The organism is Acinetobacter sp. YH12039 (genome assembly GCF_013420015.1).
Classification (GTDB): domain Bacteria; phylum Pseudomonadota; class Gammaproteobacteria; order Pseudomonadales; family Moraxellaceae; genus Acinetobacter; species Acinetobacter amyesii.
Genome location: NZ_VOZA01000024.1, coordinates 16,367 through 38,218, shown reverse-complemented (window position 1 = coordinate 38,218; position 21,852 = coordinate 16,367). Strand labels below are relative to the sequence as shown.

The window sequence follows — 21,852 nt, the reverse complement described above, 5'->3', positions numbered from 1 at the left end:
GTCAAAAACTTCGTTGCTTGTACGCTTAAGCTGACAGCATTGTGCGCAATCGGTTAACTTAAACCATAGATATTATATGGTTTTTTATAGAAATCGATTTTTTAGATAATTTCATTACCACTAGATACCCCCGTAATTCCAGTGATATTTCCAACACAAACGAGGCAATAAACATGCAACTGGTTTGGTTTCGACAAGATTTAAGACGACATGACCATAGCGCACTGTGGCAGGCGACACAGTCTGGTCCAACGATTGCCTTTATTGCGCTTTCTCCTGAACAATGGGCAAGGCATGACGATGCCCCCATTAAAATCCATCGCTATCTTGCCCAACTGGAACTTTTGCGACAGCAATTGGCTGAACTAAATATTCCACTGATTATTCAGCATATTCCCCATTGGTCAGACATCGCCAATGAGCTATTAACCCTATGCACTCAGCTCAATATACACACTGTTCATGCACATATTGAACATGGTGTGAATGAGCTTAAACGAGATCGCGAAGTACAACAGTTATTAGAACAGCAGCACATCTCTGTTGAGCTGTACCATGACCGCACCCTGTTTCCTGTTGGCAGTATTCGCAATCAATCTGGACATCCTTATCAAGTTTTCGGTGCATTTAAGAAAAATTGCTACGAGAAATTGAGCATCAGTGTGCCCAGTTGTTATCCTGCGATCGAAGCCCAAACGGCTCTCGCCCAGCATCCTCTGTGGCAAACCGAATTCGATCTTCGTCCTTTTTATCCCGCAGGGCTGTTAGCAGCTCAAATCGAGCTTTGGCCGATTGGGGAAAATCATGCACAGCAGTGCTTAGATGAATTTATAGAACAACATCTGAGTCGTTATGCTGATGATCGGGACTTTCCTGCACTCAATGGAACCAGTCGAATTGGCATGTATTTAAACTTGGGCATCTTGTCTATTCGCCAATGTCTGCAAGCCCTTTTTCGTGAACAAGGCGGCTATTTCCAGATCGACCACAGAGGACAACAAACTTGGCTCGATGAGCTGCTTTGGCGTGAATTTTACCAGCACATTTTATTTGACTACCCGCAAGTTTCTCAGCACCAGCCGTTTCAAACCAAAACCTTAAAAATAAAATGGCGCCATGCACCACAAGACTTTGCTGCGTGGCAATACGGCCAGACGGGCATTCCGATCGTCGATGCAGGGATGCGTCAACTACTGGCTACGGGTTGGATGCATAATCGGGTGCGGATGATTTGTGCCATGTTCCTCAGTAAGAATCTACTGATCGATTGGCGGTTGGGGGAACAATGGTTTATGCAGCACCTTGTCGATGGCGACTTAGCAGCCAATAATGGCGGTTGGCAATGGTGCGCCTCGACGGGTACAGATGCTGTACCTTATTTTCGGATTTTTAACCCGATCAGCCAATCTCAGAAATTTGATCCGAACGGGGATTATTTACGTCAATGGCTACCTGAACTGGCAGATTTGGATGCAAAGCAAATTCACCAACCCTTTGCCAAAAATCCTCAACTAGAATTGAACTACCCTCAACCGATCGTCGATTTAAAGCAGTCTCGCTTAGCTGCAATTGAAACTTTCCGAGCATTGTAGGCCATTGCCAAGATCGAACTGCTAGGGATCAAAACACTGTACTGAAATGATCACTGTAAAGCATAGCCGAGCGTTCGTTTTGTCCCTACAATACAGAAAACGCAAATCATTTTAGAGACGCTCCCATGTATACAGGCATCGTGCAAGGTTTAGAAAAAGTCTTAGACATTCGTCAAGGTAATGGCTTCACAACCTTGGTGATTTCAAATCATCAGAATTTTTTTCATGATGTCTTTATCGGGGCAAGTGTGGCGATTAATGGCGTGTGTTTAACGGCTACACATATTGATTTGGCAGCCAACCAAGTGCATTTTGATGTCTCTGATTTGACCAATCAACTCACCACGCTGAAAACTCTCAAAGCTGGTGATGAGGTCAATGTCGAACGCTCAGCCAAAGTTGGGGCAGAAAATGGTGGTCACAATCTATATGGTCATATCGAAGGCACAGCCACGATCAAAAACTTAGAACATCGTGGGGAAACCTTTCATCTCGATATTCACATTCCGGCAGGCAATATTAAATATTTCTTTCTCAAAGGTTTTATTGGACTCAATGGTTGCAGTTTGACTGTGAACCGTGTTGATCGTGCCAATAGTGAAATTTCAATCGATCTCATTCCTGAAACACTGCGCCTCACTACATGGAAAGATGTCCAAGTCGGTGATGCCGTGAATTATGAAATTGATCAAACAACGCGAACCTTAGTCGATACCTTAGAAAATATTCATCAGCGTTAAAATCGACTGACTGCACATTGCAAAAAGCCTCCCTTTCGGAGGCTTTTTATTGGCTCATTTGCAATATACGTTTAAGAATAAAAACTTGGATCTGGCACTTTGGCTGTGAGCACCCATTCACCAACTTCCTGATATTTATAATCAATCGGATCGTGCAGGGTCTGGGTACGCACATTGCGCCAGAAGCGGTCTAAATTCAGTTTGGCCGTCGTGGCACGTGCACCCATCACTTGGAAAATATTTTGCGTAATGTACAGCGAGCTATTGGTGGCTGCAATTTTGGCTGTTGCAATCGCAATAGAGACTTCTCCACGTTGTTCCGCCGTCAAAGCTTCGCCAATCTCCCAAGCCCCTTGCAAACGTTGAACCGCTTTATCTGCCAATAAACGTACACTTTCTAATTGCACATAAAACTCAGCAAATTGCTTTTGAATAAATGGGTCATTCACTGCATTTTCAGCCAGAGATTTTGACCACGCCTTTTGGTTTTGAACCGTCTGTTTTGCTGTTTCAAAAGCCCCTTCTGCCACCCCTAAAAACATATGCACAAAGATCAACTGTGCAATCAACGGACGCAAGCTTGAATACGGTGTACTCAAAGGCCCCGGGTTCAGTAGTAATTCATCTTTGGAAATTTTGACCTGTTCAAAATGGCTGCTTCCACTGTCGGTTTGACGTTGTCCCATATTGTCCCAATCGCCGACAAAACTGACGCCTTCACGTGCTGTAGGAATCACCCCGATCAATAATTTTCCATCTTCATTGAAGCCAGAACACAGCAAAATGTCGGAATCCATGGAACCCGAACAAAAACTTTTATCGCCATGAAACACATATTCATGTTCAGACAGTTGCGTCGCTGTAGTACGGCGGTCTAAAGGGTTTAGGGTGTTGCCCCAAAATAAATGCTCACGTGCAGTCTGTTCAAACCACGGGCCATATTGCTCTGGCTGCGCGAACAACTGTACCGTTGCAATCAATAAATGATGGAAACCATAAACATGCGCCAATGAGCTATCCACTTGAGCAATGGTTTGAATGGTTTTAAAAATCGTCAGCCAATCTGCACCCTGTCCACCGTATTGTTTTCCAATGGACAATGCAAGCAAACCACTTTGACGAATCAAATCACGTTCAGCTTTGGGATTCCCCCCCTGCTTATCACGCTGAGCAGCCGTGGTGGCAAATTCTGCCGCCAGTTTTTGGGCAATATCGATTGGATCTTGAGTCAATGGAGTTGAAGCGTTCATATGTCTATCTGATTATTCTGTTACCGTTTTAGCTTAACAAAGCGCAGGCATTCAGCTTATCTCAATGCCTGCAGTCTATATCTGTAAAATCTATATCTTATGAAATCTAAGTCACCTAAATTCAGGCGACTTATGGCTTGGTCTTTTTATACGTCGTATGTACGGTGGATTAAAAGCATCATGAACATCCCTTCTTCCTAATCAACTTTCCTAAGGGAAAGGACGTTCAATATTGCCTTAATAACCCGTCGTATGAGCGATAGTGAACTTTCATCAGAACGCTATCACTCATGCTCAAATTGCTCTTATGACTTCGGATAAACCGTCACAATCAAATGTTCAACCACTTGAGGTTCTGCCAAGGTCGAAGTGTCGCCTAAAGAGTCCAGCTCATTGGCCGCAATTTTTCTTAAAATTCGGCGCATGATTTTACCAGACCGCGTTTTAGGTAAGGCTGGCGCCCAATGCAGTGCATCTGGCGTTGCCACTGGTCCAAGGACTTTTCGTACCCAAGCCACCAGTTCCTGACGCAACTCATCCGTCTCGGCTGTCCCGGCTTGTAAGGTCACAAAGGCGCAAATCCCCTGTCCCTTAATATCATGCGGCATACCCACCACCGCAGACTCTGCCACAGCATCATGTGCAACCAGCGCACTTTCAATTTCAGCCGTTCCTAATCGATGCCCTGAAACGTTTAAGACGTCATCCACACGGCCCGTAATCCAATAGTAGCCAGACTCATCACGACGTGCGCCATCACCTGTAAAATACGTCCCCGGATAAGTGGAGAAATAAGCTTCAATAAAGCGCTCAGGATCACCCCAAATGGTTCGCATTTGTCCCGGCCAAGAATCCTTAATCACCAAATTGCCTTCTACGGCGCCTTCAAGCTCATTGCCTTCAGCATCCATTATCGCAGGTTGTACACCAAAGAATGGACGCGTCGCTGAACCCGGTTTTAAATCAGTTGCTCCCGGCAATGGCGTAATCATGAAACCACCCGTTTCTGTTTGCCACCATGTATCCACCACTGGACAGCGGCTTTCACCTACCACGGTGTAGTACCAATTCCATGCCTCTGGGTTAATGGGTTCACCCACCGATCCCAATAAACGTAAACTACTGCGGTCACTTTCTCGGACAAAGGCATCGCCTTCTCGCATCATGGCGCGAATTGCAGTCGGTGCCGTATATAAAATGGTGACGTTATGTTTATCGACAATATGTCCCGTGCGTGCCCAACTTGGATATTGCGGCACCCCTTCAAACATTACGGTCGTAGTACCATTCGACAATGGGCCATACAATACATATGAATGCCCAGTGATCCATCCGACATCTGCGGTACACCAAAACACATCATCTTGTTTTAAGTCAAAAACTTCACGGAAAGTACAATTCACATAGGTCAAATAGCCACCCGTGGTGTGCAATACGCCTTTCGGTTTTCCAGTTGAACCTGATGTATATAAAATAAATAGGGGATCTTCGGCATTCATGGATTCAGGTGGACAAATATCATTGACCGACATGATTTCCATGTGATACCACAAATCACGGTCCGCTTTCATTTCGATCGGGTTACCTGTACGGTGCACCACAATGACATTTTGAACCGAAGATGTCCCTTCGATGTCGAGTGCAAGATCGACATTTTCTTTGAGTGGAATCGGCTTACCACCACGCATCCCACAATCCGCAGTAATCACGACTTTCGCCTGACTATCATCGATACGACTTGCCAATGAGTCTGGTGAGAACCCGCCAAAAACCACGCAGTGTACCGCACCAATTCGGGTACAGGCCAACATCGCAATTGCCGCTTCGGGCACCATTGGCATATACAGCACCACACGGTCGCCTTTACCCACGCCATGTTTTTTCAGCACATTGGCAAAACGGCAGGTTTCATCATGTAGTTCTTCAAAAGAAATAATTTTATGCCGCGAAGGATGATCACCTTCCCAAATAATGGCCGGTTTATGTGGATGTTCTTTTAAATGTCGATCAAGGCAGTTGGCACTAACATTCAGTTCACCGTCAGCAAACCACTCGATCTTAAAATCATTTCGCTTAAAATTGGTATTTTTAACTTGGGTAAACGGTTTGATCCAATCGATCTTTTGCGCTTGCTCCGCCCAAAACTCATCTGGTTGTTCAATCGATTTTTGATAACGCTCAAAGTACTCCGACTCATTGATGCGCGCGGTTTTTTTGAAACTTTCAGGTACTGGATAGATCTCTTTCATATTGTATTTTCCTTGATCTGATTCATCTCATCACGAGATGCCATGCCACATTTCTACTTTTATAATTTCTGCATCACAGCAGTATGACGATTAATTTTTAATCGCAGCAATCATGCTTTGGTCGTATTATTCTTTCCCATTTAAAGCATATTTTTGAGCAAAATTTCAACAAAAACATGTTTCAATTCAGTATCTGATCAGTTCATTTGAACCTATAATGCAAAGGTAATTTTACTCAGCATTCCGCTTTTTTATTCTTCCATACACGTTGAGTTGACCCAAGCATGAATACCAATGACTCTTCTTTCTTTTTCCGTCAGACGACCACTACATCGGATAATCCCTTGAAACCTGATGGACGTTTTGGTCGACTGAGCATGATTGGTTGGTATGGCTTTCTCAATATCATCAGCTTTTTTGCCTTGATCGCTTTAAGCCTTGCCGTGGGTATTTTCAACATCAATACCATGGCGTTAAATGAGCAATTTGTTGGCATATTCACCGGGGTATCTGGCCTCGCCTATTTGGCGATTATTATTCTCTACATTTATTTTTATTGTGTCTTTGTCGTGCGTCGGCTGCATGACCTCAATAAAGCCGGTTGGTTGCTACTATTATTATTTATCCCCGTGATCAATCTATTTTTTATCCTATATTTATTATTGGCCTCAGGCACACCGACCGTAAATCAATACGGCGCGCCACGCCCTGCTGCGGTTTGGGAAAAAATTCTGGCATGGTTGATGATTTTAATCAGTGTCTTGTCGCTCTTGGCTACAGGTAGCATCACCTCGTATATGATGGGTAGCGGTGAAATTGAATCGCCAACAGAAATCATTCAACAAGGTACCGAATATTTCTAAGCCACTAACCGAATTTGAGCCTGTCTGAATTTTGATACATCTGTTCGCAAGCCTGTAAATGAGGGTTATTTTCGCCACTAATTTCAGGCAAAATAGCGAAAAATCTGAACATTTGGAAAACTCGTGGCTGAAAAAGAAAATGCCTTGAGTGATGTCACTCAAGGCACGACTCAACTTTTGCAAGAGGCAACAGAAAAAACCGCACAAACCGTGCTAGAACATACCTCTAAATATAATGACGCATACTCAACGATCGATAAATTTGTCGATGGATTTTGGGAACGCCTGCCTTATATTTGTATCGCATTAATTGTTTTTACGATCTTCTATCTACTGTCAAAACTCTTTAGATTCTTTGTTCGTAAAGCGCTCACTGACCGTTCTTATTCAAAACAAAATCTAGTTTTGGTCCTGAACCGTGTCGGTAGCTCAGCCATTATGTTCTTCGGTTTCCTGATTGCAATGGTCATTGCGATCCCTGGTTTCACACCGGGTCAGCTCATGAGTGCCTTGGGGATTGGTTCGGTTGCAATCGGTTTCGCGTTTAAAGATATTTTCCAGAACTTACTGTCGGGTATTTTGATTCTCCTCGGTGAACCGTTCAAAATCGGTGACGACATTATTGTGTCAGGAATGGAAGGTACAGTTGAAGATATTCAAATTCGTGCAACCTTCCTACGCTCTCCCGATGGTCGTCGTATCGTGATTCCAAACGCGACAGTTTACACCAGTGCGGTAACGGTGAATACCGCTTATCAACGCCGTCGTTGTGAATTTGTGGTGGGTATTGGTTATGAAGATGACATTCAAAAAGCTAAAAATATTGTTTTGGCTATTTTGGACAAAGACCCAACCATCTTGAGCCAACCTGCGTTTACCGTAAACGTGAATGCTTTGGCTGATTTCTCAGTCAATCTGAATGTCCGTTGGTGGGTAGATACCACTGAAACCACTACTGCGAACTCAATCAGTGAAGTGCAAGAACACGTTATCCAAGCATTCAATCAAAATGGTATTTCAATTCCTTACCCTGTACAGGAAGTGAAAGTTTACCGTGGTGATCAAGCTGAGACAGAAGCGTCAACAGCTAAATAATCGCCCTAAAACGTACGGAATCACAGTTTCTGTCCGGATAATTCGGTTGCCTAAGCTGACTGCTTGGCAACCGTTTTTTATGAGTAAATCGACCTCGTAAGGGATAAATCCACCTTCAGGTCCAATGATGATCGTACATCCATGTTGAATCCCTGTAGGCATCACATCTTCGACATAAGGATGCGCCACATAAGCCGGATAGTCCGAGGAGATCATGCTCGGTAGAACATCCTCCACAAAGGGTTTAAAGCGTTTATACAATTCAATTTTGGGCGCAATGGTGTCACCTGCCTGCTCCAAACCTAAGGTCACATAGTGATCGAGCTGCTGTAAAAATGGTGTCTGCCAATAGCTTTTATCCACGCGATAACTGTGCAGCAAAATGATTTTTTCTACACCTAAGGTGACGGCATCCATGATCAGACGGCGCAACACTTTCGGACGAGGCATTGCCACAATTAAAGTCACCGGATGCTTTGCAGGTACTTCTTCTTCTTGTAAGGGTTTAAGTTGAATGCGCTCATCACTGATACTGATGATTTGGGTTAAATAACGCTTTCCTTCCCGAATCCCGACTTTGAGTGTATCGCCCACCTGTATATTCACATGGTTTTTTAAATGCTCAATTTGACGTTTGGCGCTAATACTCCACAGTTCAGATTCAGTTTGACGAGGATCAAGCAAGACGATGTTCATAAATAACCATATCAATTCACGCAAAGCATATGTCATTGAGGACAGGCGACATGGATGTCGCCTGTGCGCTGAGGTACAGGAAGTACCTTCAGCGTACAGAGGATTTTTGCTACTTTTAATCCTTTAAAAGTAGATTATGCCTACGAATAGGATGTTCAACGATCACCATAAAATAAGGCCGTGATAAAACTTGCCTAATAAAAATTAATGTATCGCAAAATTAAAACTTAAAGGTACTGATCAATCACTTGAATATGTTGAGCCAATGACCCTGTATTCTTTTGCATAATCTGCTGCGCTGCAGCATTCAAACACTGAGCTTGAAGCTTATCTTCGATTAACTCAAACAACACCTGAGCAGCCTGTTCTGCATCTTGCACTACTCTCACGCCTTGAGCAGCAACGAACTCATCCACAATGGTCTGAAAATTAAAATAATGCTGACCTAATACTGTCGGGACATGCAGCGCGATAGGCTCCAAAATATTATGTCCACCGCCCGGTTCATTTAAAGAACCACCGACAAAACACGCCTGACTCAGTGCCAGCCAAAGCCATAATTCGCCCATACTATCCGCCAAATATACTTGTGTTTCAGGCTGAATCGTTTGCTTTAAACTGCGGCGCTGTGTGCGTAAATTCAGTTTCTGCGCTTCTACAAAAACGTCATCAAAGCGTTCAGGATGCCGTGGTACGACGATACATAACAGCTCAGGCTGTTGTTGCAAAATCGGCTGCAGCGCTGCGAGTAGTTTTTGTTCTTCTGGCGCATGCGTACTGGCAATGGTAATGATTTTGCGCTCTTGCAAAGCCCAATCTTCACGCAACTGCGCTGCTTGTTGCACAAAGCTATCGGGTGCATGAATATCAAACTTGATACTTCCCACGACCTGACTGGTATGGGGGTTTGCACCCAACTCAATAAATCGCGCTAAAGTTGCCTGATCTTGCGCCAATAATTGTTTCAAACTCTTTAGCATCGGCTGCGTCAAACTCGGGACTTTGCCATAACCTTTCGCCGATTTTTCAGATAATCTGGCATTAATTAATAAACACGGAACGTTGGCCTGATCGGCTTCAATCATCAAATTTGGCCAGAGTTCAGTTTCGACCAGTGCCAACATTTTCGGTTGATATTTTTCGATAAAACGACGGACTAATTTTTTTTGATCTGCTGGCAGATACACGGCCTGAAACAGCGATTCATATGGTGATTTTAAAAATAATTGTTTCGCACGCGCTTGTCCGGTTTTGGTGGTATTGGTGACTAAGACCGGATGACCTGCTTTGAGATAATGTTCAATCAGCGGCTGTGCAGCGTTGGTTTCTCCTACGGAAACCACATGAAACCAAATTGCATCGCGGTTTTTAACCGGCTGAAATGGCCCAAAGCGCTCAAGACACTCTTGCTGATATAGTTGGAAATCTTCAGCACGTTTTTTGATGCGCCATTGATATAGCGGCTTAATCAGCGCCAAAGCTGCGTTATACCAAAAAGGAGTAGTCAAATTATTACGCTCAAAAACGGTTTGAATCGGCAGAATATATCAGAGCATTATCCACATGTTAATGGATAATGCGTATTCAAGTGTCGATTAATAGGTTGAACGACCTGAACCAAATTTATTTTTCATGCTTGGATAATCAATATAGCCTTCGGCAACATCTGTTCCAATCATATTTTCCAACTGCAATTCATTTAGTGCAGCATTCGCTAGCAAACGTTCAAACAAATCTGGATTGGCAATATAGGCTTTACCAAAAGACACCGCATCGGCTTTACCTGAGGCCAATAAATCAACAGCATCTTCACGGCTTAAACGCATATTGGCAATGTACGGCACTCCATTTGAGCGCTGTTTCAGATAGTCACTAATACTGTCATCCGCCAGATATTCACGGGTAAAGAAGAATGCAATCTTCCGTTGCCCCAACTGCTCTAAAGCATAGCCAAAGGTTTCACGTGGATCATGATCGCCCATATCGTGTTCATCACCACGCGGCGCAAGATGTACACCTACACGACCTGCACCCCACACTTCGATCAGCGCATCCACCACTTCAAGCAATAAACGTGCGCGGTTTTCGACAGAACCACCATACTCATCTTCACGTAGGTTGGTTTTGCTTTGTAGGAATTGATCGATCAAATAACCATTGGCCGCATGCAATTCCACACCATCAAAACCGGCTTCTTTGGCTTTGATTGCAGACTGTTTGTATTGCTCAACAATGCTTTTGATTTCTGCAATCTCTAATGGACGTGGCACGACATATTCGCGTTTTGGGCGAAGCAGACTGACATAACCTGCCTGTTGTACCGCACTGGCAGACACTGGTGTATCACCATCCAAAAGATCGGGATGTGAGACACGTCCGACATGCCACAATTGCGCCACAATTAAACCTTGCTGTTCATGTACGGCTTGGGTCACCAGTTTCCAGCCTTGAACTTGAGCATCGGTAAATAAACCCGGCGTCTGCAAATAGCCATTAGCGGCTTCTGAAATGACTGTTGCTTCTGAAATGATTAATCCTGCACTTGCACGCTGTGCATAATATTCAGCCATCATCGGCGTTGGAACACGGTCAATGGTTGCACGACTACGGGTTAGTGGCGCCATTACAACGCGATTTTTGAGGTGTAAATCACCCAAAATGAGAGGAGTATTAAGTTCAGCCATATATGTCTCGCCTGACACTTCAAATGCGAAAAATGATTTAAAGTGAGTTCTGCAGATAATCAATATATTGCTGAATGAGTTCTTCATTGCGTGAAAAATACGACCATTGACCATATTTCTCGGCTTGAATTAAGCCCGCCTGTTGTAACACAGACAAATGATTAGACATCGTAGACTGCGAAACATTACCGAGTTTTTCGATATTGCCAGCGCATACACCACGATTAAAGCCGCCACATTGTTCTTCTGACAAAAATTGTTCAGGTGTTTTTAACCATTCCAAGATTTGACGTCGAGTCGGATTGGCAAGTGCTTTAAAAATTAAATCAATATCCATAATTTAAACGGGTTTAATTAAATAAAAATTTGGACAACAAAGTTCTATTCAGCATCTTGAATACACTATATCGTATTTTTTCGATTTTTATATCGATTTTTTTGGATATGATGATCAAAAACAGATAGAACTTTGTTTTCTATATAAATTTAAATTACAAACCTTGTTTGAGGCTGGCTTCAATAAACTTATCTAAATCGCCATCAAGCACTGCACCAGTGTTTGAACTTTCCACACTGGTACGTAAGTCTTTAATACGCGAGTCATCTAAAACGTATGAGCGAATTTGGCTGCCCCAACCGATATCTGACTTGGTATCTTCCAACGCTTGTGCCGCATCATTACGTTTTTGCATTTCAAGTTCGTACAATTTTGCACGTAACTGTTTCCATGCATGGTCACGGTTGGCGTGCTGTGAACGTTGGTTCTGGCATGCCACCACAATCCCTGTTGGAGCGTGAGTTAAACGTACCGCAGAGTCTGTTTTGTTAATGTGCTGACCACCCGCACCAGATGCACGATAGGTATCAGTACGTACATCAGCTGGATTGATTTCAATTTCAATATTGTCATCAATTTCAGGGGATACAAAAACCGCTGAGAATGAAGTATGGCGACGGTTACCCGAGTCAAAAGGTGACTTACGGACTAAACGGTGTACGCCAGATTCTGTACGTAACCAACCATATGCATACTCACCTTCTACACGAATGGTTGCAGACTTGATCCCTGCCACATCACCATCAGACTCTTCCATCACTTCTGCTTTAAAGCCATGACGTTCAATCCAACGTAGATACATACGCAGTAACATCGATGCCCAGTCCTGTGCTTCAGTACCACCTGAACCTGCTTGAATTTCGACATAGCATGGGTTCGGGTCCATCGGATTACTGAACATACGACGGAATTCTAATTTCGCAAGTTCTGCTTCCGCTGAAGTTAACTCTGCTTGCACATCCACAAGTAAGCTTTCTTCTTCTGCTTCAACCGCAAGATCCAGCATCGCTTGGGCATCTTCTAGTTGAGTTGAAAGCCCTTCGAGCACGTTAATGACGTTTTCGAGTTCACCTTTTTCTTTTGCCATTGCTTGCGCACGGCTTTGATCATTCCAAATTGCTGGGTCTTCCAGCTCACGTAGAACCTCTTCTAAACGCTCTTTTTTCAGATCGTAGTCAAAGATACCCCCGTAATGTTTGACCACGGTCGTTTAAGTCTTTTAGCTGTAATAGATACGGATTAATTTCCACGTGAATTACTCTCAATCAAAAAATTTGGCTTAAATAGCCGCCTATTATATCACAGAGCATTTGCACAGTTTCAGCCAGATTGATCATCCAAATCATTGACTTCAATGTACATAATATGAACAATACGCTCGCTTTACTATTTATTACATTTTATTTACAACAATAATGTTTCGAGGGTTTTATGAAAAAGACATTACTTGCACTAGGATTAGCTGTTTTCACTTCATCAACATTTGCTTATGATGGTCAAGTTGATGGCGGTTTTACTTATACAGATTGGGACAATGACATCGTAGATTCAAACGGATTGTTCAACTTACAAGGCACGTTATATTTAGACTCAGTAAACCCTAAAAATGGCCCATTAAACGAAGCTGCATTTTTAGGTCATAACAGCAATATTTATGCTAAATATAGCTATCAATATTTAGATACAAAAACAGTAGATGTATCAGATTATTTTCCTGTTTCAGGTCCGCTTGCAGGCAAAGCAGAATATGACAGCCACCATATTTCATTAGGTGCTGAATACTTCTTTGAACAATTCTACTTTAATGGTGAATTAGGCTACAAAGAAGAAAAAGCTGAAGTAAAAGTTGCTGGCATTTCAGCAAGCGAGGACTATGATTCAACAACATACCGCGCATTAGTAGGTTATTTACCTGTCTCTAACCTTTTACTTGCTGTTGGTATTGATGGCTATCAAGGCGACAATGATGAAGACGAAGACAACCGTTTTGCTGTTAAAGCAAAATATGTTGCGCCTTTGAACAATGGTCAATACATCAACCTAGAGGCAGATGGCGCTTTTGGTGATTTAGACTCTGTTACGATTGGTGCAGACTACTACTTCGACCAAGCTTTTAGCATTGGTGCATCTTACAACATCGAAGATGATGGTGATGAAGACACGGATTACTTCGCTATCCGTTCAAAATACTTCCTTAACCCGAACCTAGCAATCGGTGGTCAAGTTGGTTTTGGTGATGACGTTCAAGCGTTCAACATCAATGCAACTTTACGTTTCTAATTTCGTTTGAATTAGGAATGTGCATTAAAAAAAGTCCAGTTGTTGACCAAATAATCTACAAATTCATAATATCTACACAGTTTTAATAAAACAAAACATTAATAATAACTATATATTTTTCAATATCTTAAATAATTAAAATTACATAAAATTACCGAATACACAGTTCTGCAACTTTGCAGCGATTGACCATCTTTAAAAATTCTCTAGACTAAAACTTGTAACAAAAAATGTATTAAATTTAGCCAAACAATTTAGAGGGGTAGTTTCCATGAAAAAACTCGCAATTGCTTCAGCACTTCTTTCTGCACTTGCTATTACAGGTACAGCTCATGCTTATCAAGCAGAAGTGGGCGCTTCAGCTGGTTACATCGACCCAGATAATGGAAGCTCTGGCAGTGAATTTGGTGTAAACGGTACTTATTACTTCAACCCTGTTCAAACTCGTAACGCTCCTCTTGCAGAAGCTGCATTCTTAAACCGTGCAAGTAACGTAAATGCACATGCAACTTTCGCTGACCGTGGCAATGTTGACGACAATACTTATGGCGTTGGTATCGAATATTTCGTACCAAACTCAGATTTCTATGTATCTGGTGATGTAAGCCGTAATAATGTCGAAGTTGACACTCCATTTGGCACAGTAGACAACGATACAACTTACTACGGTGCTGAAGTCGGTTATCTTCCTGCACCAGGCTTCTTAGTTGCAGTTGGTGTGAAAGGTTGGGATAACGATGATGATGATGGTGTAGATCCAACTTTACGTGCTAAATACGTAACAACTTTAAGCAATGGTAAAGACATTAACCTTGAAGCGGGTGCAGCATTCGGTGATCTAGATGAATTCAATCTAGCAGCGGATTACTTCATCGACAAAACATTCAGTGTTGGTGCTGACTACTACAACAACGATGTCACTGATCGTAACGAAGTAGGGATCAATGCACGTAAATTCTTCAACCAACAAGTGAGCCTTGAAGGTCGTGTTGGTTTCGGTGAAGTTGGCAACAATGACTACAATTCATTTGGTGTAGCAGCGAAATACCGCTTCTAATCCATTGAAGTCAAAACCATAAAAAAACCGCTCTTCTGAGCGGTTTTTTTATTTGTCTGTAAAAATAGAATTTATTAAGCCAAGTGTAAAACTCTCAATTGAACACTGACATTTCCTCTAAATTCATTTTTATCGAGTTCATAGACCAAGCGAATTTGATCTTGCATAGGATTAAATTCATACTTTTCTGCCGCATTAAATGCAATTGCGTCCACTATTAAGCCATTCTCTAAAGCAAGTTTTAATTTCAGATGCACATCTTTCAACCAACGATAATCTAAGACTTTAAATAGACCTTCATAGACCGGTGCAGGAAATTTTTGTCCCCATGGACTTAAATTTTGCAGAAGATCCACGGTTTCGACATTAATGGCCGAATCAGGCAATTCACCATCTGTCCAAATAGTGGCCTGAAATAAACTTTCATCTTGCGCAGCGATGAGTGCTTCAAAAGCGGTTTTAAATTCAGAAAAATGCTGCTTTTGAATGGTTAGTCCTGCTGCGGCAGCATGTCCACCAAAATGACTCACTAAATGCGGATGTAATTCAGCAATACGCTCAATACTGTCTCGAATATGAATACCTTCGATAGAACGCGCAGAGCCTTTAATATGTACGCCATCCTCATCTGCGGCAAAGACGATTGCAGGTCTATGAAATTGTTCTTTCAAACGCCCTGCAACAATCCCAATCACCCCTTGATGCCAATGCTGTTCAAACATGATCAAGGCTGCAGGTAAGTTATCCTGATCAAGCTGAATATGTTCTAACTCAGCCAGAGCTTCCTGTTTAATCTGCCCTTCGACTTGGCGTCTTTCAATATTGAGTTGATTCAACTGCTGCGCAATCGGATAAGCCGTACTTAAATCTGCCGCAATCAGACACTCAATCCCAATATCCATAGTCTCCATACGCCCAGCTGCATTGAGTCGTGGGCCGACCACAAAGCCCAAGTCCTGTGCTTTTAACTGTGCAGGATCACGACCGGCAATATCCAATAATGCACTGATCCCCGGACGACAAACATGCTGCTGAATTTTCTTTAAACCTGCATCAATCAAAATACGGTTGTTATAATCCAAACTTGCAACATCTGCATAAGTACCCAATGCCACCAAGTCTAAATAGTTAGTCATTTGCGTACTCGATTTACCGAGCTTTTTACGGTGCGTGGATAAATTTGCAAGCACATAAAATGCAACACCTACCCCTGCCAATGCCTTACTTGGAAATTCACAACCAAGTTGATTTGGATTGACCACAGCTTCTGCATCAGGCGTTGGCTTCGTCGTTAAATGATGATCAGTAATAATCACTTGCATACCATGATCATGCGCTTGCTTTACACCTTCATGACTCGAAATTCCATTATCGACCGTAATCAGCACATCTGGTGTAAAGCTCACGAAGGCCAAATCAGCAATGGCGGGTGTCAGGCCATAACCATACTTAAAACGATCTGGAACCAGATATTCAACATCCGCGCCCATGTCACGCAGTGCCAAGACCATCAATGCAGTACTGGTCGCACCGTCGGCATCATAATCACCCACAATGACGATTTTCTTTTGAGTATCAATTGCTTGATCGATTATTTCAATCGCTTGCTCTAAACCCTTTAAGTTTGGCGCATGTAAGTGCTTAAGCTTCAATTCCAGCTCTTGTGCGGAAGAAACCCCGCGACGTGCCAATAAATCAGCAATAAACGGGGCAACGCCCTGAATATCTTCAGGGCGCGTCAAATAGGGTCTTTGTTGAATTAAAAGTTTAGACATTTATGGCATCAGTCGCTGTAAAACCCATTGACCATCCTGTAGTTTATAACTCAAGCGGTCATGTAAACGATTCGGACGGCCTTGCCAAAATTCATAATAATCCGGAACTAAACGATAGCCGCCCCAAAACTCAGGTTTCTCCAAAACGTCTTTGCTTTCCACTTGATCATGCAAATTTTGGAAACGCTGTTGTAATTCTTCACGACTAGCGATAACACCACTTTGTGGAGTACTAATGTGCGCTGCGATTTGGCTGTCACGCGGTCGTTTATGGTAATAATCCGTAGATTCTTCTAGAGATATCTTTTCCACACGACCACTGACCCGAATTTGACGTTCCTGCTCTTGCCAATAAAACAATAACTCTGCATAAGGATTATTGAGCAGATCGTTACCTTTTTGACTGTCATAGTTGGTGTAGAAGTCATAACCTGCATGGGTCGCACCGCGCAACAAGACCGTCCGCACGTGCGGACGACCTTGGGCATTTGCCGTCGCCAAAGACATAGCATAGGGTTCATGCAATTGTGCTTCTAAGGCATGGTTAAACCATAATAAAAACTGCTCATGTGGATCACGGTTCACCTGATCTTCATGCAACTCACCTTTTTGATAAGTTAAACGCAGTTCACTTAAGTCCTTAATCACATCATTCATGCAATTTCCCCTCTTGATTTAAGCTGCATTGGCACGAACAGCATCGGCCAAATGATTTGCCAATGCGGTGACTTCTTCAAGGTCATTACCTTCAACCATGACACGAATGACCGGCTCTGTGCCTGATTTACGAATCAAGATGCGACCACGCCCTTTAAGCTGAGCTTCAGCTTTTTCAAACTCGCTCACCAGTGCAGGTACGGCGTAGGGATCAAACATCGCAGCCAAGCGAACATTCACCAAGACATTTGGTAATAACTCAAACCCTTCCACCAATTCATGCAAAGCTTTACCTTGCTCAACCATCACCGTTAACACCTGAAGTGAAGCAATGATCGCATCACCTGTGGTGCTCTTGTCCAAAGTCAGAATATGACCTGATGGCTCACCGCCCGTTACCCAACCCTTTTCTTCTAGGCCTTGTAATACATAGCGGTCACCAACTTTGGCACGAAGCAAAGGCACATTGGCTTGATCTAAAGCAATTTCAAGCGCCATATTACTCATCACAGTACCCACGATACCCGCAGGCTTTTGACTCGCTTGAGTGGCTAAAATATACAGAATATGGTCACCAGTAATTTGCTGACCGTTTTTATCCACCATAATCACACGGTCGGCATCACCGTCAAAAGCAATCCCTAAATCCGCCTGATGTTCAACAACGGCTTTTTGTAAAAATTCAGGATGCGTCGAACCACAGTCTTTATTGATGTTTAAACCATCCGGTTCGTTAAACAGCGCAATCACTTTTGCACCCAGTTCACGATACACCGAAGGGCCAACGCTATAGGCTGCACCATTGGCACAGTCCACCACAATTTTTAAGCCTGTCAGGTCAAAATGGTACGGGAAGGTTGATTTACAAAACTCGATATAACGACCATTGGCATCCTTCACACGCACACTTTTACCTAAGTTTGCTGGGTCTTCGATCACCAAGTCATTTTCAAGTTCTTTGTTAATGGCTTCTTGAATTTCATCCGGCAATTTTTTACCTTCGCTCGAGAAGAACTTAATGCCATTATCAAAATAAGGGTTATGCGACGCCGAGATCACGATGCCTAAGCTGGCATGTAATGCACGGGTTAAATGGGCAATTGCGGGTGTAGGTAATGGACCCAGCAAATGAACATAAACACCTGCTGCGTTTAAACCGGCTTGTAATGCTGACTCTAAAATATAGCCCGATAATCGGGTATCTTTACCTAGTACAACGATGGGCTTTGCTTTTTTACTGTATTGTTTTAATACTTTACCTGCGGCAAATCCTAGTTTTAATGCAAATTCAGGGGTAATAGGCAATTCACCGAATTTGCCACGAATGCCATCTGTACCAAAATAACTCATGTTGTACTCACTTCTTAATGGTGATCTTAATCATCACTTTTTACTGCAAATACTTTACACCAAAAACAAAAAGGCCGTCATATTAATGACGGCCTTTTCGGCTAAAAGCTACTAAATATCAACCAACACGGTAGTTTGGTGCTTCTTTAGTAATAGTCACGTCATGTACGTGAGATTCAGACATACCTGCCGCAGTAATTTTGACAAACTGTGCATTTTTACGTAAGTCATCGATCACTGCAGAACCGGTATAACCCATAGATGAACGTAAACCACCCATCATTTGATGAACGATGTTACCCATTGGGCCTTTGTACGGTACGCGACCTTCAATACCTTCTGGTACAAGTTTTTCAGCACCGGCTTTTGAGTCTTGGAAATAACGGTCAGCAGAACCTGTTGCACCTGCCATCGCACCCAATGAACCCATACCACGATACGCTTTGTAGTAACGACCTTGGAAGAATTCAACTTCGCCTGGTGCTTCTTCAGTACCCGCCATCAATGAACCTACCATGATGGTACTCGCACCTGCACCAATCGCTTTTGCCATATCACCAGAGAAACGGATACCACCGTCTGCGATCAATGGAATTTGGTCTTTCAGTGCATTGGCAACGCTGTCAATCGCAGAGATTTGCGGCATACCAATACCAGCAACGATACGTGTAGTACAGATTGAACCTGGGCCAATACCCACTTTCACTGCATCTGCGCCAGCATCTAATAATGCAAGTGCTGCATCACCAGTCGCGATGTTACCGCCAATCACTTGAACTTGTGGATAGTTGGCTTTAACCCAACGTACACGTTCAATTACACCTGCAGAGTGACCATGTGCAGTATCAACAACAATCGCATCAACACCCGCTTCTACCAATGCTTCTACACGGCTTGGTGTTTCTGCACCTGTACCAACTGCAGCACCAACGCGTAAACGACCTAAGTCATCTTTGCAGCTGTTTGGATAGTTTTCAGCTTTACGGAAATCAGTAACCGTGATTAAACCTTTCAGTTCGTTGTTGTCATTTACAACAAGGACTTTTTCAATACGGTGTTTTTGAAGTAATGCTTGGATATTTTCTTTTGATTCGTTTTCACGAACAGTCACCAAACGATCATGACCTGTCATGATGTTACTAACAGGTTGCTCAAGATTGGTTTCAAAACGAGTGTCACGACCAGTAACAATACCCACCACTTGACCGTCTTTCACCACTGGTACACCGCTGATGTTATTTGCTTGAGTTAAAGCAATCAGCTCACGTACAGTCGTTTCTGGTGTAACGGTAATTGGGTCTTTCACCATACCTGCTTCAAATTTTTTCACGCGGCGAACTTCTGCAGCTTGTGCAGCAATATCCATGTTTTTATGCAGGATACCGATACCACCGTTTTGCGCCATTGCAATCGCCATACGTGATTCAGTCACAGTATCCATTGCAGCAGAAACAAGTGGAATATTCAAATTGATGCCACGTGTGAAACGTGTCTTAAGAGAGACATCTTTTGGGAGAACAGTAGAATAGGCAGGGAGTAATAAGACATCATCAAAGGTTAGGGCTTCTTGAACGATGGTCAACATAACAGTCTCGCTGGTAATTTCCGTGAGCCATTATATACAAATTTCCGTTCAATTTTCATTTTAATTGCCGCAATTCTTTACGGAGTTTTCAATATTAACCATCAAATATGCTGTTTTCAGCAAGAATACTCTGGGGGTTGGTCAGCATCCAGTGCAATACAGGCAGAATCCGAAGATTCTACCTCTTAGATTTCAATAAATTTATTCTGGAAATAAAGCCTTAACTGACTTGATCGAAATCTTCGTCATTTTCAGCGTCATGCAGTGGAATACTGATCAATGGAATCATTTGATGCGCGATGCGTGCTTTATTACATTGCTCATCAGCTATCTGCACACTTTTACATGTGGAACTCCGCGCCTCGTACACACTACAACTCACTGCTTGCCCAATTTCACCACCCAAAGCGATACAACGAGACTGTGTTTGATTGGTGCCCGCCATACATGAATACACAGCATTAACCGGCTCAGTATAATGTTCGGGCATATTCAGCCCTTCTGCCCAATAAAAAGAAACGCGATAGTGAGCACAACATGCTCCACAGGTTAAACATGCATCCTGAGTCGGTATTTGAGACAACATTTTTATCTATTCTCGTCATCTAAAAGCTTATTTTATGGACAAAAAATATTAAAAAATGTTATCTGCAAACTCAATTATTTTTTGAAATTTTCAAGTCATTATACTGGGCAAGTAAAAACTGTCTCATCCATTAAATCGACACCACATTGTAAGGTTTCGATCCAATCTAAGAATTGGTTGATCTGTTCTTTACCAATAAATGGCGTCCCGTGCTGCGGTACGATCATTTCCACATCCATCGTCCGTACCATGTTGACCCACAGACGGATCACTTTGTTCGAACACATATAGCGCTGATGGAAGCCTTTCATTTTAGGAATATGAGCGGCAAAATTTTCTAAAGGTTTAGAGGCATCATCCACCATAGATGCGCCCATATCCCCTGAGAATAAAATTTTGGCAATCGGGTCATAAAATTGGAAGTTACCAACCGAATGTAGGAAGTGTGCAGGAACAGCCACCAAATGGCTGTTGCCTAATGGAATCACCTGACCATGATCTGGCAGTTCGATCAGACGATCTAGCCAGTTGCCTTTCATGCGGTCACTCATGAATGCAGAGTTTAAATGTGGTAAGAAACGCGCCCACAGTTTAGATGCCACCACTTTGGCGTCGGTATAAACCAACCAACGTGGCATCGAAGTAATAATGTCAGGGTCCTGATGCGAGGCCATTACATAATCAAGATTGGTCAAACGGGTATATTTATTCAGTTCCATAGTCAGTGGGACATAAGTTAAGTCACCACCCGGATCGAGCACCGCTGCGCGCTCATTATCCAAAATCAGGAACTGGTTCGCCTGTACGCCCTCGCCTTTTACCAAACTGGTAAAGCTAATACATTTATGCTTTCCATCATCATAAAGTACCTGTGATGTTGTGCGTTCGAAAGCCATTCCCATTCCCCAAATTTTTTATCAAAAAATATATATTCTATAGGTGAATAACATATATTTATTTAGGGAAACTTACAATAAATATTCAGTCAATATTATCTGAAATATCAGTGAATTGGGTCTCATTTATTGGCAAATAATCCTGAGTTTTTAACTCAGG

At 42.8% G+C, this 21,852-nt stretch carries 19 protein-coding genes; 6 read left to right on the top strand and 13 right to left on the bottom strand.

All coding sequences use genetic code 11. From position 1 onward, the window contains the following. Positions 1-173: 173 nt before the first annotated feature. Together FTT98_RS11080 and FTT98_RS11075 are read left to right on the top strand one after the other, a co-directional pair. The gene (locus FTT98_RS11080) at positions 174-1,592 is read left to right on the top strand and encodes a deoxyribodipyrimidine photo-lyase (protein ID WP_180177386.1); all 1,419 of its coding nucleotides are present in this window, start codon (positions 174-176) and stop codon (positions 1,590-1,592) included. 125 nt (positions 1,593-1,717) lie between these two features. Then, the gene (locus FTT98_RS11075) at positions 1,718-2,332 is read left to right on the top strand and encodes a riboflavin synthase subunit alpha (protein WP_180177385.1); all 615 of its coding nucleotides are present in this window, start codon (positions 1,718-1,720) and stop codon (positions 2,330-2,332) included. A 71-nt stretch (positions 2,333-2,403) separates the two neighbouring features. On the opposite strand, the gene FTT98_RS11070 is transcribed toward FTT98_RS11075, so the two are convergent. Both FTT98_RS11070 and acs read right to left on the bottom strand, forming a co-directional pair. Continuing rightward, on the bottom strand, positions 2,404-3,582 hold the full coding sequence (locus FTT98_RS11070) for an acyl-CoA dehydrogenase family protein (protein ID WP_180177384.1): 1,179 nt from the start codon (positions 3,580-3,582) through the stop codon (positions 2,404-2,406). A 305-nt stretch (positions 3,583-3,887) separates the two neighbouring features. Beyond that, entirely contained in the window at positions 3,888-5,831 is a 1,944-nt protein-coding gene (gene acs / locus FTT98_RS11065) for an acetate--CoA ligase (protein WP_180177383.1), read from the bottom strand. A 284-nt stretch (positions 5,832-6,115) separates the two neighbouring features. On the opposite strand from acs, the gene FTT98_RS11060 reads away from it, so the two are divergent. Then, entirely contained in the window at positions 6,116-6,694 is a 579-nt protein-coding gene (locus tag FTT98_RS11060; RefSeq protein ID WP_180177382.1) for a DUF805 domain-containing protein, read from the top strand. Positions 6,695-6,817: 123 nt separating this feature from the next. Further along, complete coding sequence (locus FTT98_RS11055; RefSeq protein ID WP_078193200.1) at positions 6,818-7,789, top strand: mechanosensitive ion channel family protein; 972 nt, start codon at positions 6,818-6,820, stop codon at positions 7,787-7,789. Here the strand turns inward: FTT98_RS11055 and FTT98_RS11050 are convergent. The 5 genes from FTT98_RS11050 to prfB all read right to left on the bottom strand — a co-directional run bounded on the left by FTT98_RS11050 (position 7,775) and on the right by prfB (position 12,756). Then, positions 7,775-8,485, bottom strand: coding sequence for a 16S rRNA (uracil(1498)-N(3))-methyltransferase (locus tag FTT98_RS11050; protein ID WP_180177381.1), 711 nt, complete (start codon positions 8,483-8,485; stop codon positions 7,775-7,777). The genes FTT98_RS11055 and FTT98_RS11050 overlap by 15 nt on opposite strands. Positions 8,486-8,712: 227 nt before the next feature. After that, entirely contained in the window at positions 8,713-9,993 is a 1,281-nt protein-coding gene (locus tag FTT98_RS11045) for a 3-deoxy-D-manno-octulosonic acid transferase (RefSeq protein ID WP_180177380.1), read from the bottom strand. 87 nt (positions 9,994-10,080) lie between these two features. Continuing rightward, positions 10,081-11,169: an alkene reductase gene (locus FTT98_RS11040; RefSeq protein ID WP_180084429.1), complete on the bottom strand. Its 1,089-nt coding sequence runs from the start codon at positions 11,167-11,169 to the stop codon at positions 10,081-10,083. Between the two features lie 37 nt (positions 11,170-11,206). Next, positions 11,207-11,506 (bottom strand): helix-turn-helix transcriptional regulator, encoded by a 300-nt coding sequence (locus FTT98_RS11035; RefSeq protein WP_078190555.1) that lies wholly within the window; start codon positions 11,504-11,506, stop codon positions 11,207-11,209. Positions 11,507-11,660: 154 nt separating this feature from the next. Further along, positions 11,661-12,756, bottom strand: a protein-coding gene (gene prfB / locus FTT98_RS11030) for a peptide chain release factor 2 (RefSeq protein WP_168379411.1) whose coding sequence is annotated in 2 segments (ribosomal slippage) — positions 11,661-12,683 and positions 12,685-12,756 — 1,095 coding nt in all. Because the reading frame shifts where the segments join, the coding sequence is not laid out codon by codon here. 181 nt (positions 12,757-12,937) lie between these two features. Here prfB and FTT98_RS11025 point away from each other — a divergent pair. Together FTT98_RS11025 and FTT98_RS11020 are read left to right on the top strand one after the other, a co-directional pair. Beyond that, complete coding sequence (locus FTT98_RS11025) at positions 12,938-13,786, top strand: porin (RefSeq protein WP_180177379.1); 849 nt, start codon at positions 12,938-12,940, stop codon at positions 13,784-13,786. A 271-nt stretch (positions 13,787-14,057) separates the two neighbouring features. Beyond that, the gene (locus FTT98_RS11020) at positions 14,058-14,843 is read left to right on the top strand and encodes a putative porin (protein WP_168379409.1); all 786 of its coding nucleotides are present in this window, start codon (positions 14,058-14,060) and stop codon (positions 14,841-14,843) included. A gap of 74 nt (positions 14,844-14,917) precedes the next feature. Here the strand turns inward: FTT98_RS11020 and recJ are convergent, their stop codons facing one another. From recJ to FTT98_RS10990, 6 genes are all read right to left on the bottom strand, one after another. Next, complete coding sequence (gene recJ, locus FTT98_RS11015) at positions 14,918-16,618, bottom strand: single-stranded-DNA-specific exonuclease RecJ (RefSeq protein ID WP_180177378.1); 1,701 nt, start codon at positions 16,616-16,618, stop codon at positions 14,918-14,920. After that, a complete protein-coding gene (gene pdxH / locus FTT98_RS11010) occupies positions 16,619-17,275 on the bottom strand; it encodes a pyridoxamine 5'-phosphate oxidase (RefSeq protein ID WP_180173034.1) in 657 nt (218 codons plus the stop codon). It lies immediately after the preceding gene. An 18-nt stretch (positions 17,276-17,293) separates the two neighbouring features. Then, entirely contained in the window at positions 17,294-18,625 is a 1,332-nt protein-coding gene (gene glmM / locus FTT98_RS11005) for a phosphoglucosamine mutase (protein ID WP_078190561.1), read from the bottom strand. A 118-nt stretch (positions 18,626-18,743) separates the two neighbouring features. Continuing rightward, entirely contained in the window at positions 18,744-20,210 is a 1,467-nt protein-coding gene (gene guaB / locus FTT98_RS11000) for an IMP dehydrogenase (protein WP_078190562.1), read from the bottom strand. Between the two features lie 220 nt (positions 20,211-20,430). Beyond that, positions 20,431-20,796, bottom strand: coding sequence for a YkgJ family cysteine cluster protein (locus tag FTT98_RS10995; RefSeq protein ID WP_180041711.1), 366 nt, complete (start codon positions 20,794-20,796; stop codon positions 20,431-20,433). A gap of 98 nt (positions 20,797-20,894) precedes the next feature. Then, complete coding sequence (locus tag FTT98_RS10990; RefSeq protein WP_078190564.1) at positions 20,895-21,692, bottom strand: MBL fold metallo-hydrolase; 798 nt, start codon at positions 21,690-21,692, stop codon at positions 20,895-20,897. Between the last annotated feature and the right edge of the window lie 160 nt (positions 21,693-21,852).